At 58.6% G+C, this 13971-nt stretch carries 14 protein-coding genes and 1 tRNA gene; 10 read left to right on the forward strand and 5 right to left on the reverse strand.

The window, feature by feature from the left end; all coding sequences use genetic code 11:
* The first annotated feature begins 2 nt into the window (after window positions 1-2).
* The 9 genes from lysA (at window position 3) to pgsA (ending at window position 7142) form a co-directional block, all read left to right on the forward strand.
* On the forward strand, window positions 3-1271 hold the full coding sequence (gene lysA / locus GF1_RS15835) for a diaminopimelate decarboxylase (protein ID WP_267927523.1): 1269 nt from the start codon (window positions 3-5) through the stop codon (window positions 1269-1271).
* The gene (gene dapF / locus GF1_RS15840) at window positions 1271-2128 is read left to right on the forward strand and encodes a diaminopimelate epimerase (RefSeq protein ID WP_267927524.1); all 858 of its coding nucleotides are present in this window, start codon (window positions 1271-1273) and stop codon (window positions 2126-2128) included. Before lysA ends, dapF begins: the two co-directional genes overlap by 1 nt.
* A gap of 45 nt (window positions 2129-2173) precedes the next feature.
* A complete protein-coding gene (dapA, locus tag GF1_RS15845; protein WP_267927525.1) occupies window positions 2174-3058 on the forward strand; it encodes a 4-hydroxy-tetrahydrodipicolinate synthase in 885 nt (294 codons plus the stop codon).
* 96 nt (window positions 3059-3154) lie between these two features.
* On the forward strand, window positions 3155-3967 hold the full coding sequence (gene dapB, locus GF1_RS15850) for a 4-hydroxy-tetrahydrodipicolinate reductase (protein ID WP_267927527.1): 813 nt from the start codon (window positions 3155-3157) through the stop codon (window positions 3965-3967).
* Window positions 3968-4110: 143 nt separating this feature from the next.
* Window positions 4111-4632: a 2-amino-4-hydroxy-6-hydroxymethyldihydropteridine diphosphokinase gene (gene folK / locus GF1_RS15855; protein ID WP_267927528.1), complete on the forward strand. Its 522-nt coding sequence runs from the start codon at window positions 4111-4113 to the stop codon at window positions 4630-4632.
* Window positions 4633-4832: 200 nt separating this feature from the next.
* Complete coding sequence (locus GF1_RS15860) at window positions 4833-5123, forward strand: YHS domain-containing protein (protein WP_267927529.1); 291 nt, start codon at window positions 4833-4835, stop codon at window positions 5121-5123.
* Between the two features lie 105 nt (window positions 5124-5228).
* Window positions 5229-5873 (forward strand): fructose-6-phosphate aldolase, encoded by a 645-nt coding sequence (gene fsa, locus GF1_RS15865; RefSeq protein WP_267927530.1) that lies wholly within the window; start codon window positions 5229-5231, stop codon window positions 5871-5873.
* A 2-nt stretch (window positions 5874-5875) separates the two neighbouring features.
* Window positions 5876-6574, forward strand: coding sequence for a lytic transglycosylase domain-containing protein (locus GF1_RS15870; protein ID WP_267927531.1), 699 nt, complete (start codon window positions 5876-5878; stop codon window positions 6572-6574).
* A 4-nt stretch (window positions 6575-6578) separates the two neighbouring features.
* Window positions 6579-7142 (forward strand): CDP-diacylglycerol--glycerol-3-phosphate 3-phosphatidyltransferase, encoded by a 564-nt coding sequence (gene pgsA / locus GF1_RS15875; protein ID WP_267927532.1) that lies wholly within the window; start codon window positions 6579-6581, stop codon window positions 7140-7142.
* Window positions 7143-7192: 50 nt separating this feature from the next.
* On the opposite strand, the gene GF1_RS15880 is transcribed toward pgsA, so the two are convergent.
* A complete protein-coding gene (locus GF1_RS15880; protein ID WP_267927533.1) occupies window positions 7193-7909 on the reverse strand; it encodes a sulfite exporter TauE/SafE family protein in 717 nt (238 codons plus the stop codon).
* Window positions 7910-8071: 162 nt separating this feature from the next.
* Here GF1_RS15880 and GF1_RS15885 point away from each other — a divergent pair.
* Window positions 8072-8158: transfer RNA gene (locus tag GF1_RS15885), tRNA-Leu, on the forward strand.
* Window positions 8159-8971: 813 nt separating this feature from the next.
* On the opposite strand, the gene GF1_RS15890 is transcribed toward GF1_RS15885, so the two are convergent.
* From GF1_RS15890 to GF1_RS15905, 4 genes are all read right to left on the reverse strand, one after another.
* A complete protein-coding gene (locus GF1_RS15890) occupies window positions 8972-9817 on the reverse strand; it encodes a universal stress protein (protein ID WP_267927534.1) in 846 nt (281 codons plus the stop codon).
* A 278-nt stretch (window positions 9818-10095) separates the two neighbouring features.
* The gene (locus GF1_RS15895) at window positions 10096-10890 is read right to left on the reverse strand and encodes a hypothetical protein (protein WP_267927535.1); all 795 of its coding nucleotides are present in this window, start codon (window positions 10888-10890) and stop codon (window positions 10096-10098) included.
* 109 nt (window positions 10891-10999) lie between these two features.
* Complete coding sequence (locus GF1_RS15900; protein WP_267927536.1) at window positions 11000-11383, reverse strand: response regulator; 384 nt, start codon at window positions 11381-11383, stop codon at window positions 11000-11002.
* Complete coding sequence (locus tag GF1_RS15905; RefSeq protein ID WP_267927537.1) at window positions 11343-13955, reverse strand: PEP/pyruvate-binding domain-containing protein; 2613 nt, start codon at window positions 13953-13955, stop codon at window positions 11343-11345. Before GF1_RS15905 ends, GF1_RS15900 begins: the two co-directional genes overlap by 41 nt.
* Window positions 13956-13971 lie beyond the last annotated feature (16 nt).

Here is a 13971-nt window from a genome sequence, read left to right on the forward strand (position 1 = left end):
AAATGCACCATTTTGAATACAGGGACGACACATTATACTGCGAAGACATCGCGGTGCCCCGGATCGCCAGGGCGGTCGGCACCCCTTTCTATCTCTACAGCCATGCCACTCTTGAGCGGCATTTCAAGGCCTTTGACTCGGGATTCGAGGGCTTTCCGCATCTGACCTGTTTCGCGGTCAAGGCCTGCTCCAACATCTCCATCCTCAGGCTGTTCGGTCACCTTGGCGGTGGGGCGGATATTGTCTCGGGCGGCGAACTGTTCCGTTGCCTCAAGGCCGGGATCGATCCGGCCAGGATCATCTATTCCGGCGTGGGAAAGACCAGGGCCGAGATGCGAGAGGCCCTGCTGGCCCGCATCCTGATGTTCAACGTCGAATCGGCCCAGGAGCTGGACCGGCTACAGGAGGTCGCCGCGGAACTGGGCACCAGGGCACCGGTGGCCTTCCGAGTCAACCCGGACGTGGACCCGAAGACCCACGCCTATATCTCCACCGGTCTGGCAAAGAACAAGTTCGGTATCCCGGTGGACGAGGCTCTGGCCGAGTATGAGCGGGCCCGGGACATGGATAACATCGAGATCCTTGGCGTGAGTTGCCATATCGGCTCTCAGCTGACGCAGATTGATCCGTTTATTGAAGCGCTTCGTAAACTCAAGAGGTTTGTCGCCCGGCTGGAAGAGAGGGGAATAGCGATCAGGTATCTTGATCTGGGTGGCGGGGTCGGCATCACTTATGACGATGAGCAGCCCCCCCATCCCCATGACTATGCGGCGGCGGTCCGATCCGAGCTTGGAGATATGGATGTGACTCTGATTCTGGAGCCGGGCCGGGTGATTACCGGCAATGCCGGCATCCTGGTCACCGAGGTCCAGTACACCAAGGTCAATGCCGGCGGAGAGGAGGAGAAGCGGTTTGTTATCGTCGACGCGGCCATGAACGACCTGACCCGACCGAGCCTGTACGGGGCCTATCACGAAATCCAGCCGGTGGTCCGGCGCAATGATGGCGGCGAAGAGGTGGTGGATATAGTCGGGCCCATCTGCGAAACCGGGGACTTCATGGCCCGGGACAGGTGCCTGCCAAGGGTTGCTCAGGGCGATCTGCTGGCGATCATGAGCAGTGGGGCCTATGGCTTTTCCATGGCTTCCAACTACAACTCCCGGCCCCGGGCAGCCGAGGTTATGGTCTGCGGTGACCGGTACCACGTGATCCGGCGGCGGGAGGAGTATGATGATCTGATCGTCGGGGAAATTAATGTGGAGTGCAGCTGATGGAGTATGGAATGGATGGCGGGATGGCCGGGCGGCCTTTGCCCTTTGTCAAGATGAGCGGTACGGGCAATGATTTCATCATCATTGATCACCGCAAACCGCTGATCGAACCCGAGGCCCAGTCCGCCTTTGCCCGGCTGGTCTGCCGCCGCAAATTTTCCGTGGGTGCTGACGGTCTGATCCTGATCGAGGACTCCGAGGTGGCGGATTTCCGCTGGCAGTTCTACAATGCCGACGGGTCCCTGGCCGAGATGTGCGGCAACGGGGCCCGCTGCGCGGCCCGTTATGCGTATATTCACTCCATTGCCCCGGCCCGGATGCGGTTCGAAACCCTGGCCGGAATCATCGAGGCCACGGTGTCGGATATCAATGTGTCGGTGAAGATGACTGAACCGGGACGGGCCATCCTCCACCGGAGCCTGGAGGTGGAGGACGAAAAAATCCTGGTCCACTCCATTGACACCGGAGTGCCGCACGCGGTGGTCTTTGTCGATGATATCGAGTCCATGGACGTCTGCTGGCTTGGTTCGCTCATCCGCCACCATCCCGAGTTCGCCCCGGCCGGGACCAACGTCAACTTCGTCCACCGGGAGGCCGACGGAGCCTTCAAGGTCCGGACCTACGAACGTGGAGTGGAGGACGAGACCATGGCCTGTGGAACCGGGGCTGCGGCCGCAGCACTGGTCAGCGCCATGCTGGGCGAGGCCGAGTCGCCGGTGGAGATTATCACCTCGGGCGGTGACCGACTGACCATTGTTTTCGATCTTCAGAGCGGTAACCAGGCCACAAACGTTTTTCTCAAAGGCCCGGCCCATGTTATATACAAGGGAGAGCTGAGCGCCGAGGCGCTTCTCTAACCTCTTATTTTCCCCCCAGAGTTTTTGATTTTCAGGAGGAAGCAGATGAAAAAGAATATCCAGGGAGCCATTACCGCCATTGTCACCCCCATGCGGGACGGCAAGGTCGATGAACAGGGACTGGCCGACCTTATCGAGTTTCAGATTGAAAGCGGCATCCACGGTATCGTCCCGTGCGGAACCACCGGTGAGTCAGCCACACTGGATTTCGACGAACATAAACGGGTGATCGAGCTTACGGTCAAGACTGTCAACGGCCGGGTACCGGTCATTGCCGGGACCGGGGCCAACAACACCCTGGAGGCCATCGACCTGACCGAGTCGGCCAAGGCCAGCGGTGCCGATGCCGTGCTGTCGGTGGTACCCTATTACAACAAGCCGAGCCAGGAAGGGTTGTACCAGCATTTCAAGGCCATCACCGAGGCGGTGGACATCCCCATGGTGCTCTACAACGTGCCCGGCCGCACGGTGACCAACATGGCCCCGGCCACCGTGGCCCGGCTGGCCGAGTTGCCAAACGTCATCGGCATCAAGGAGGCCTGCGGCAGCCTCAATCAGATATCCGAGGTGATCCGCCTCTGTCCAAAGGACTTCATTGTCCTCTCCGGCGATGATTTCACCGCCATGCCCACGGTCCTGATCGGCGGCAAGGGGGTTATTTCCGTGACCTCCAACGTCATGCCGGCGGCCATGGCCGAGCTCATGGAAGCAGCCCTTGCCGGTGATCTCAGGAAGGCCAATGAGCTCCATTACCATCTCTTTCCGCTCATGGGCGCCATGTTTTGCTACCCGAGTCCGGCGCCGGCGAAAAAGGCCCTGGAGATACTGGGCCGGATCAAGTCCGGTGAGGTCCGCCTGCCCATGACCTCCATGGACGAGGGCTCCATCGAGGTGCTGAAGAAGGCCATGCAGGGCGTGGGCCTGCTGTAGAAAGGGGCGAAAACAGAGGTACAGGCTGCGGGTTGTCTGTGGCGGCACGGGCAACCGGTGGCCTGAAGATTATCAGGTACGAACAAGAGAGACGGTATGACAAAAGTAATCGTTGCCGGAGCAGCCGGCCGCATGGGCCAGCGGATCAGCTACATGGTGACCCGGAACCCGGACCTTGAACTGGCGGCAGCCTTCGAGCACCCCGACAATCCGGCCGTGGGCCGGGATGTGGGCGAGAATGGCGGGTTCGGCACCACCGGGGTTACTATCGAACCCGGCCTGGATGCGGTCATCGACAAGGGTGATGTGATCATCGACTTTACCTTCCACAAGGCCACCATGGGTTTTGCCCGCACGGCGGCCGAGCACGGCCGGGCCATGGTCATCGGCACCACCGGGTTGTCGGCCGAGGACCTGGCCACCCTCAGGGAGCTGGCCGAGGCGCACTTTCCCTGTGTCCAGGCGCCCAACATGGCGGTGGGGGTCAATGTTTTGTTCAAGCTGGTGGAAAAGGCGGCCTCCATCCTGGGTGACGCCTATGACGTGGAGATCGTCGAGGCTCACCACCGGATGAAGAAAGATGCCCCCTCGGGCACGGCCCTGAAGCTCGGAGAAATGGCTGCCGGGGCCCTGGGTCGCGATCTTGCCAAAGTGGGCGTTTTTGAGCGCAACGGCATCATCGGTGAGCGGACCGATGAGGAGATCGGCATTCAGACCATCCGGGCCGGGGATATTGTCGGTGAACATACGGTCTATTTTGCCGGGGCCGGTGAGCGGATCGAGATCACCCACCGGGCCCACAGTCGCGACAACTTCGCCCGCGGTGCGGCCCTGGCCGCCGCCTGGGTGGCCGGCCGGCCCAATGGCATGTACACCATGTTCGATGTCCTGGGTCTCAACGAGTTTTAATCCGTTTTCCCGGCGAGAAAGCCTGCCCACTGCGGCGGGCTTTTTTTGTTGACGGGATCCGTGATGCTGTTATTTCCTTTGTAATTGTACGCTGAGGCAGAGCAGATAATGGATCCAGATATTCTTTTTCCACGGACCCGGGGATGATCACAGCCTGCATAGGACTCGGCTCCAACCTGGGTGATTCCCGGCAGATCCTCCAGGACGCCTGGGACGACCTGGCCTCCCGGGACGGTATCGAGCCGCTGGTCCTGTCCTCGCCTTTTCGGAGCGAGCCGGTGGACATGGAGAGCGAGCACTGGTTTGTCAATGCGGCCGCCCAGATCCGGACGTCGCTGTCCGCCCATGAGCTGCTCCTGCTCCTGCTGGATATCGAGGCCCTCTTCGGGCGCCGGCGGGACGGCTCGGCCGGGCACCAGGATCGTACCCTGGATCTGGATCTCCTACTCTATGGTGATCTGGTCCTCTCCACGGACCGGCTGACCCTGCCCCATCCGCAGATGCATGGCCGCGGTTTTGTCCTGGAGCCCCTGGCCGAGATCGCACCAGGGACAGTCCATCCGCTCCTGGGCCTGGATATCCGCACCCTTTGCGAGCGGTTGCGGTCCAGGCCGGACCAGCCCCTGGTCGAGCGGATTTCCTGGCAAAGGTTGCCGGACCATTGAAAGGGGGAAGGCGGCGCTCTGGACAAAACGAGGCTTTTTCAAGGTAGCCTTTTATGATTTGGCGGCTATAATGATCTTATGTGTGAGAGGATGATACCAGGCACTGAAGAAGCCGGGCCAGGACCCGCCGGTCCGGGAGGATTCTGCCGGAAACCGGGCCCCGGGGAGGGTCTGGCGGTACGAGCCGGGGGGGCGGCCATATGAGTCCGGTACGGCTTGTTATTCTGGCCATCCTTTTCTACATCGGGTATCGCATGCTGCGCGGTCTGGGCAGCTCCGGTTCAGGCCAGGTCGAGGAAGAGAAGAAAGATCGGGCAGGAAAGGAGCCCGGTGTCCAGGACGTGCTGGTGGAGGACCCGGTCTGTCACACCCTGATTCCCAGGCACCAGGCCGTCCGACTGCGGCAGCAGGGCAAAACCTGGTATTTCTGCAGCGAGGATTGCTGCGACAGGTTCATCGAGGGGGGTGAAACACCCCGGGACGATGTATAGGGAAATCAGCCCCAGGGGCGGATAAATTTTCTTTCCAGAACAAAAAAAGCTGGTCCGGCCCCGGCGCGGGGCTGGATATTTGACAAGGAAGTGCGGAGGAACAACGTGAAATTTTTTATAGATACAGCCAATATCGACGAGATCAAAAAAGCCATGGATCTCGGCATGGTGGACGGTGTGACAACCAACCCCTCGCTGGTGGCCAAGGAACAGCGTCCCTTCGAGGAGATTCTCAAGGATATCTGTGAGCTGGTGGACGGGCCCATCAGCGCCGAAGTGATCAGTCTCGATGCCGAAGGCATGGTTGCCGAGGCCCGGGAGCTGGCCCGGCTCAGTGACAACATCGTCATCAAGATCCCGATGATCGAAGAGGGCCTCAAGGCGGTCAAGATTCTGAGCGCCGAAGATATCAAGACCAACGTGACCCTGGTCTTCTCCTCTTCACAGGCCCTGCTGGCTGCCAAGGCGGGAGCCACATATGTCAGTCCCTTTGTTGGCCGGCTCGATGATATTTCCCAGACCGGTATGGACCTGATCAGCGACATTCTGACCATCTTCAGGAATTACGGGTTCACCACCGAGATTATTGTCGCCTCCATCCGCAGCCCGATGCATGTGGTGGAATCGGCCCTGATCGGCGCTGACATCGCCACCATTCCTTACAAGGTCATTGCCCAGCTGGCCAAGCATCCGCTGACCGACATCGGAATGGAGAAATTCCTGGCTGACTGGGAAAAGAGGCAGAAGTAAGGGTGACTTACATTTTTCGATTCTTCGCGCTGAGCAGCTGTTTTCTTACTCTGCTGGCTGCACCGGCCATGGGGGACATCTACGGCTACGTAGATGACAACGGTGTCTGGCACTATACCAATGTGCCGGCAGACAGCCGCTATCGGTTCGTGCAGCGCGAAGAATCGGTGACCCGGCCATCCGTGGCCGTGTCCGGGAAACGGTCCCTGGGCCAGTCAGCCCTGGACAGAATTCAGCCGCGCAAACGTAAGATTACGGTCTCGGGCGGTGAGCTGGAGCGATATATCCGGCGGGCCGCCTTTGAACACCAGGTCGATCCCCATCTGATCAAAGCCATTATCAAGGCAGAGTCCAACTTCGATCCCTATGCGGTGTCCCCCAACGGCGCCCAGGGGCTCATGCAGCTCATGCCGGATACGGCGCGGGAGCTCGAGGTGGAGAATCCCTTTGACGCGGCCCAGAATATTCGGGGCGGCACCCGGTATTTCCGCAAGCTGCTGGATGCCTATCACGGCGACCTGGCGCTGAGCCTGGCAGCCTACAACGCGGGCCCGGGCCGGGTTTCCCGTCACGGGGATGTTCCCCGTATCCCGGAAACCAGGGCCTATGTCCGCAAGGTGATAAAGTTGTACCGGTCCTATCAGAAGGGAGCGGTACTTTCCACGTCCATCAACGTCCGCCGACTGGTAACGGTCAACTGAGCCCGTGAATCAGGTAGTCAATATACCCAATGTTGTTACGGCGCTTCGTTTTTTTCTCTCCGGCGTGCTGGCTGTGATGCTGATGCCGGAGCAGACCCCAGGGCTTGCCTTCTGGTCCTTTCTGGTCTTTATCATCGCCGCCGCCTCGGACTGGGTGGATGGCTTTGTCGCCCGCCGTACCAAGGCGGAAACCGTGCTGGGCAAACTCATGGATCCGCTGGCCGACAAAGTGCTGGTGGCCACGGCACTCATCATGCTCATTCCCCTGGGACGGCTGCCGGCCTGGCTGGCCCTGGTCATTCTCTGCCGGGAAATGATCATCACCGGCCTGCGGGGAATCGCCGCCTCGGCCGGTATCGTGGTCTCGGCCTCCGGCCTTGGCAAGGCCAAGTCGGTGACCCAGTATGTGGGCCTCGCCACCCTGATCTTCCCCGCCGACATGCTGCCCATCCCGGCCCTGCATCAGATCGGGCTGGGTATCCTCTATGTGGCCCTGCTGCTGACCATCTGGTCCGGCGTCGACTATTTCCTCAAGCTGAAAAATATCTTCCTCGCCCCGGCCGAATGAGGGATTACCAGGCCGTTGACCCATGACCACTTTCCGCCCTCTTTGTCGGCTCAGCCGGCTACCAGCATAATACCCATCGCGATCAGGAACCAGTAGATCAGCCGGATGTAGGTATCCCGCCGGATTCTGCCATACACCCGCGAGCCCAGCATGGTGCCGGCGAGCACGCAGGGTGCGGCCACAGCAAAATAACCGAGAACCGTGGAGGTGGTGATGCCGCTTGTCGCATGGACCGTCACCGTCACCACGCCATTGAGGACAAAGAAACCGGTGAGGGTGGCTTTGATCACATCCTTTTTCCAGCTGGTCATGGAGGTATAAATGATGACCGGCGGTCCGCCGGCGCTGAAAGCGGCGCCAATGGCCCCGGTGAGAAAACCGGCCAGGATGGCCCAGAATCGTCCCGGGTTCACTGGCCTGGGCCGCACCAGCAGGTTGTAGGTGGAGTAGGTGATCAGCAGCACTCCGATACCGCTACGGATGACGTCGGAATCCACCTTCTTGAGCAGGGTCACTCCGGCCAGGACACCGGGAATGGAGCCCAGCAGCAGAGGCCGGATCCGGTGCCAGTGGAGATGGTCCCGCAGCTGCCAGCCGAGATAGGAGGTGATGACCATTCCGCTCAGGGTACAGAGCGGTACCGCGGTCTTGACGTCCATCAGCAGGCTGAGCAGGGGGATGGCCACCAGGGCGGAACCAAAGCCGGTCAGCCCCTGGACAAAGCCGGCGGCCAGAAAAACAGTACCTGTAAGAAGGGCGGTTACCATGGAAAGTGGACCTGTGGGCAAAGGGAATATCAGGGGGACACAGGCCGGCCATTCTATCGCAGGTCAGGTGGGGTTGTCAATTGTCCGGGCCAGAGCTGAGCCTTGCCGGCCTTGAATTATCCTTGACAGCAAAAAGCCAGGTGCAGTAAAACGGGACCACGTGCCGGAGTGGTGAAACTGGTAGACGCACCGGACTCAAAATCCGGCGGAGGTAACTCCGTGACGGTTCGACTCCGTCCTCCGGCACCACCAAAAAAATCAGGCTTTATCCCGGTAATAGCGGGGTAAAGCCTTTTTTGTTGTCTTCCCTGTTCAGGCAAATTGTCCCAATCGTCCGCTGGCGCCGGCACCAACGCTGAGCCTGATAATTTTCTGGCAGTTGTCCAACCCACCCGCCGTTGCCCGAGCAGTGCAGTCGCTTACCAAAACACCAACCAGATTGTTGAAAAATCCACGGTTAGATGAACAACTCTTTGAGCTTGAAGAGCACGAAGTGCGGGGCATCAGTGTTGGCAAATATGAGATTGGTTTCCAAATGCAGAATTCTGTTTTTATATCCTGGGGTTGTGGCACACAAGAAAGAATCGATAGAAAAACAGACTATGACCCGGCTCAAAGCAGTACAGCCAGGCCGACACCTTCATCCATCGAAGGCTGAATTTCAGTGGTAATCAGAAAATATAAAGGCAGGTTGATCGCAGGAATTCGTTGCACTTCATCTATGATTACCGCTTCCCTGCACTCAGGCGGAATGAACTGGACAAGTCGCTCCGGCGCGGCCAGCAGCATCGTGTAGGAGTGATGAACGTGTTTTCGACAAAATACTTTGATCAGTGGGATCCCGGTCCCGGCCAGGGAGGAGTCTCTCCTGGCCGGGGCGGGAGGTTGCAAGGTGTGTGGCATGGAGTCGGGGAGGGAAATGACACCATGCCACGGGGAGGGAAATCGTATCAAAGTACAGGGTACGCACTCGATCGCTCTAACAGCGAAGCGATGTCACCCTCTATGCGGACGGGAGCGACCGCATAGAGGAGGGTGCCTGTAACGATGACTTACGTGAAATCAGCGGAGGATAAGCACCGAAGACCGTGTGTTTTCCAGCAGTTTGTCCACCAGGCTCTGGGAAAAGAGTTTCTTGATCAGTGATTTTTTCCCCATCCACAGGGCGACAATGGCTTCCCTGGACGAGGTGGCCACATAGTCTTTCAGGGCCGTGCTGTCCAGCAGCTTGACCCAGGCGCTTATCTCCCGGTCATTGTAGTACTTGAGCAGTTCGACGATTTTCTTTTCCTCGTCGCCCTTGCTGCCCTTGCTGTCTTTCAGGCCGACAATCTTGAGCCCGGCCTCGTGCAGGGTGACCAGCTGATTGATCAGCTCCAGAGAATCCTGGCTGATCTTGCTCTGGTCCAGGATGGAAACGATCTGTTTGGGGCTGCGCGGCTCCTTGATCACCAGGACCGAGCAGGGCGCATCCTCGGCCACCCGCAGGGGCACGCTCATCTCTCCTTCCCACTCGCAGCCGAGCTTGCCGCTGCAGCCCATGACGATCAGGTCGCAGGCCGTATCGGTGGCCGCCGCAACAATCTGTTTGGCGATGTTGCTGCTGCCGATGCGGATGGTGAAGCTCTTCATGCCCTTGGACGATGCCGACCAGATGCCCTTTCCCGCCGGCTCCAGCGTCCGGGTTTCAAAGGATTTGTAGGGCAGGTCCTCGGGACCGAAGTAGTTGAAGACGTCCTGCTGGTACTTGAACAGGGTATTGACGAGTTCCGAGTCCGGTTTCTTGCTCTTTTTCCCCTGAATCCCGAGAAAGACGAGATCGGCCCAGGTGTTCTTGGCCAGTCGGGCCACATCCTTGAGTATATTTTTGCTGTATTCTTTCGTGTCCAGCGCTACCAGTATTTTCATGGTTTCCTCCTGATCATGCTCTATCAGGCCGTTGAAAAAGATGATACGGCGTCAAAATTCGGCTCAGGTAAGCGACCGAAGGGAGACTACGGGTAAGCGAGCTCGAAGTCTGCACGTATCTGCGTAACTCCGAAATGCTCATGTACTCCTGTACACTGCGCTTTTTCGCCTTATTTTTCCTGGTCTCATCCTTGCTCGTTACGTTTTTCAACAGCCTGCTGTTCTTGTCCTTTGGTTGCAATTGCGCACCGGTCAGTGTGTCGAAGTCAGACGACCACTCAGCGGACCAGCATGACCGTGGACAGGGTGTTGGCAAGCGCTTCCATGCGCATGCTCTTCCTGGTCGGCAGGGTGGACGAGACAAAGACATAGTCCTTGAGATGGTCTCCCACCTGTTCCGGGGTTCCCAGAAGGACCGTGACATTCTCCGGCGTCTTGCCCGCCTCTTCCAGGAGCTTTTCCGCCTGCTGCAGGGAGGAGCCGGCCTCTCTCTTTTCCAGAAACGTCAGGGACTCGCTCTCCCTGAACTTGAAGTAGACTAGGTCCACACTGAGCGTGGAGTCGCCGATGATAGCCATGGTTTTCTCCACCAGGACCTGCGGATCCACGCTGTCGGCGCAGAGCAGGGCGCAACGGGTGCTCAGCGAGAGGTTTTTCACCACCATCACCGGACAGGGCGCCTTGGTGTATACCGGCGAGGAAATCAACTGGTAAAAGGCTTCGCTGTCGGCGGTGTTCAGGTAGCCTTCCATATAGAGGTTGTAGCCACCGGAACGCAGTTCATAGGAGATCTCCTTGGCCTTGTCGCCGACAAAGACCTTGGGGCGGCCGGCCAGGGGACAGTGTATCTTTTCGGTCCGGAGCATCCGTTCGATGAGCTGCCTGCCCGAAGAGGCCACTCCGTTTTCCCAGGTGCGGCGAACCCATCCGGTTCCTGCCTGCTCGTTGGGATCGGGCTCTTCCACATGGGTTACATACAGCTCCATATCAATGAGTTTGTACAGGTAGGCCGCATATCTCAGGGCAATGCTCGACGATAGATCCTCATCTATGTACAGTAACGTCTTTATCATGAATCTCACCTCACTTTCACGGTCTGTGGTACCAGACGGTTTTCGTCTGTCTTCGATACACCGTCTGTCTTCGACACACTGCATACCTCTTGCGGTATGGTGCGTGCGTTTATCTGTTTTTAATGTTGGCTTCAGCCTTTTTGATCACCTCGGTGATCTCGCCGAGCTTGAATGGTTTGGCCAGGAAGTCGAACACGCCCTTGCGGAAGGATTCCTTGGCCGTGTCCATGGTCGCAAACCCGGTAATGACGATGACTTCGGTGCCAGGGTACAGCTTCTTGACCTCGGTCAGGAACTCCATGCCGTCGATTCCTTCCATCTTGAGATCGGTTATCACGATATCGAACCGTTTTTCCCGGATCCGGGCCAGGGCATCACGGCTTCTGGTAAAGGTTTCAACTTCATAACCCTTTCTTTCCAGGGATGGTTTCAGTCGTTTGCTGACGATGGGTTCATCGTCTAAAATCAGTATATTGGTCTTGTTGTTGTCCATCGTTCTCCTCCATAATGGATAGGATTTTCCGGTAGTAGAAATCGATCTTCTGATCGTCCACCATGCGGACGTCAAGCTGCCTGGTAAAGCCCACCAGCAATCCCAGCAGATAGAGCCGCTTGATCATTCCTTTTTTATCCAGCCGTTTCAGCCGTGCCACCAGCATATCTCCCTGGTGTTGGGTCACAAAATCATAATGGGTCAGGACCCTGTCGAGCAGTCTGGTCCTCCGTTTCCGACGCACCGTGTCGGTCACCCCGCCGGAAAAGCGGAAGTAGGCGTGGTTGTTTTTGATGTTCTCCGTCACATAGGCGTCAATGATGGTGAAATGGTATCCCAGCCGCAGGCTGAGGTTGACGTACTCGGCCGAAACAACCGCCAGGTTCTGGCCCACCTCCTGGGGGTTGCTCAGCTCGGCGGAAAAGGTCCTGGTCAGGCTGGACATGAAGCTGCCCATGTCCACCGGGGCCGGCGTCATGTCCCAGGCTCCGGGAAAGGACATTCCGGTCAGCAGGGCCTGCATGGGGTCTGAGATGATCTGCTCGGGAAGCACGAAATGATCCTCGGTTCCGGAGATCCCGCCGCCGATATCGATCAGGATCAGGTCCAGGGGAAAGTCCCATTTCAGCCGGCCGGCCACCGTGTCCGGATCATGGGAATGGTAGTAGTTGCGGTCGATCAGGGTTGCCACCGCCTTTTCATGGATGAACCGGGTGATGTCGTGATAGGTCTGGCAGTATTGCGGTTTGAAGGTCTCCGCATTGGGATCCAGCAGGTTGAGAGGCTCGATTTTCTTGAGAATCCTCCGCAGCAGCCGGTACTCGTAGGTCTCTTCGATATGTTCTTCGCACAGGGCAAAGAGCTCCAGCTCCCTGACCGTGCCGCGGTAGACCACCCGCTCTTCGGTGTCCAGGGTGATTTCCTCGCCTTCGTGCAACAGGCTGGTGGCCTCGTCGGTGTTGAAAAGCGCTGGAATTCGAAATTCGCGGGCCACGGTGGCCAGGTGGCCGGTGGCGGCGCCCACGTCGGTGATAAAGCCGACCGCCCTGGGGATCACGCGTGCCAGCATGGGCGAGGCATACCTTGCCACACCAATGGCGCCATCGGGAAAGTTGTCCAGGTCGCTGTCGGTGCGGATGAAATGAACCGGGCCCACGGCCACTCCTTCCATGGCAGCCACGCCCCTGTCCCTGAAGATGACCGGGTATCTCTCGGGCAGGTCGGCCAGTTCCGAGGCCCGGGGCGCGTTCTTTCTTTTCAGACGCAGGGGCCGGGCCTGGAGGATCACTATCTCGTCCTTGTGATCGATGGCAAATTCGATGTCCTGGGGCGTCTTGAAATATTTTTCCAGCTGCATGGCGATCTCGGCCAGGCGGTGTCGCTGGTCCGCGGTCAGGGAGGGCCGGGTCCGGTAGTACTGGGGAACCGGTTCCAGGTTGGTCCCCTGCTCGCCGCAGGCCACCAGATTGAGGTCCTTGCGGACCACGTTGAGCTCCCGCTCCACATGGGGTGACCGGCGGTCGAGGACAAAGGTGTCGGTGGCTGTCTGACCGGAGACCACCGGTTCACCCAGGCCCCAGCTGGAGTTGATGACCAGGGTCTCTTTCTCCGGATGGACCGGATCGATACTGTAGATGATGCCGCTGGCCTTGGCCGGGATCATCAGCTGGCAGGCCACGGACATCAGAACCTCGTTTTCCCGGAAATCCTTCTGCTGCCGGTACTCCATGGCCCGAATGGTGTAGGCCGAGGCCACCACGTCCCGGTAGTTGGACACCAGTTCGTCCAGGGCTACGTTGAGCCGGCTCAGGTACTGGCCGGCAAAGGAGGAGGAGCTGTCCTCCCCGTAGGCGCTGGAACGCACGGCAAAGCGTGGCGAGCTCTCGCCCGAGAGGTTGGCGATATGCCGGGCGGCAAAGATCATTCTCTGTTCCAGTTTGGGTGGAATGGCAGCAGACAGGATCAGTCTCCGGATGGTCTGGGAGGCCTCATCCACCTGGATCTCTCCCCGGTGCCAGCTATCGGTTATCGCCGCTATCTGGGGCTGGAGCTTGTTGTAGTCGAGAAAATACTGATAGGCCGTGATGCTGATGGCAAAACCGAGCGGAATCTTGAGTCCGAGCACATTGCCTATCTCGGCGATATGAGCATTTTTACCGCCCACCGCATCCATAAGGTCGCGGTCGATCATGGGATAGGGGAGGATGAAATCCGGTCGGGGGGCGATGATCTTTCCCTCCAGCATGGCCTGGATGTCGCCCTCGATCCGCTCGAAGGCGTCATAGAGCCCGGGATACTGCTGCTGGGTCATCTTGTTGATGAGATAGATCAGATCCTTGACCATGGCCGATATCTTGCTGCAGGTTGTCTCGATGTAGTTGGAATCAAATATGTAGTCGCCGCTGAGCTTGTCGTTGGCCTCGGCAACATGGTGCAGGATCCGGTTGTTCAGGTCGATGAGTTCCTGGAAATTGGCAAACAGGGTCCTGAAGGAGTCTGTCGCAGACAGACGAGCCGTTTCAGGGTGTCTCCGCAGGAGGTTTTGTTTGATCCAGTCAAGAATTTTTCTCATTACCTGATAATCCTGT

Origin of the sequence: Desulfolithobacter dissulfuricans (genome assembly GCF_025998535.1) — a bacterium.
GTDB classification, from domain to species: domain Bacteria; phylum Desulfobacterota; class Desulfobulbia; order Desulfobulbales; family Desulfobulbaceae; genus Desulfolithobacter; species Desulfolithobacter dissulfuricans.

What these genes read in the sequence shown, in the direction of transcription:
- GF1_RS15895 (WP_267927535.1), bottom strand. Translation starts at nt 10,890, where the DNA reads ATGATAAAGACGTTACTGTACATAGATGAGGATCTATCGTCGAGCATT.
- dapA (WP_267927525.1), top strand. Translation starts at nt 2,174, where the DNA reads ATGAAAAAGAATATCCAGGGAGCCATTACCGCCATTGTCACCCCCATG.
- GF1_RS15905 (WP_267927537.1), bottom strand. Translation starts at nt 13,955, where the DNA reads ATGAGAAAAATTCTTGACTGGATCAAACAAAACCTCCTGCGGAGACAC.
- GF1_RS15900 (WP_267927536.1), bottom strand. Translation starts at nt 11,383, where the DNA reads ATGGACAACAACAAGACCAATATACTGATTTTAGACGATGAACCCATC.
- folK (WP_267927528.1), top strand. Translation starts at nt 4,111, where the DNA reads ATGATCACAGCCTGCATAGGACTCGGCTCCAACCTGGGTGATTCCCGG.
- dapB (WP_267927527.1), top strand. Translation starts at nt 3,155, where the DNA reads ATGACAAAAGTAATCGTTGCCGGAGCAGCCGGCCGCATGGGCCAGCGG.
- GF1_RS15880 (WP_267927533.1), bottom strand. Translation starts at nt 7,909, where the DNA reads ATGGTAACCGCCCTTCTTACAGGTACTGTTTTTCTGGCCGCCGGCTTT.
- lysA (WP_267927523.1), top strand. Translation starts at nt 3, where the DNA reads ATGCACCATTTTGAATACAGGGACGACACATTATACTGCGAAGACATC.
- dapF (WP_267927524.1), top strand. Translation starts at nt 1,271, where the DNA reads ATGGAGTATGGAATGGATGGCGGGATGGCCGGGCGGCCTTTGCCCTTT.
- GF1_RS15890 (WP_267927534.1), bottom strand. Translation starts at nt 9,817, where the DNA reads ATGAAAATACTGGTAGCGCTGGACACGAAAGAATACAGCAAAAATATA.
- GF1_RS15860 (WP_267927529.1), top strand. Translation starts at nt 4,833, where the DNA reads ATGAGTCCGGTACGGCTTGTTATTCTGGCCATCCTTTTCTACATCGGG.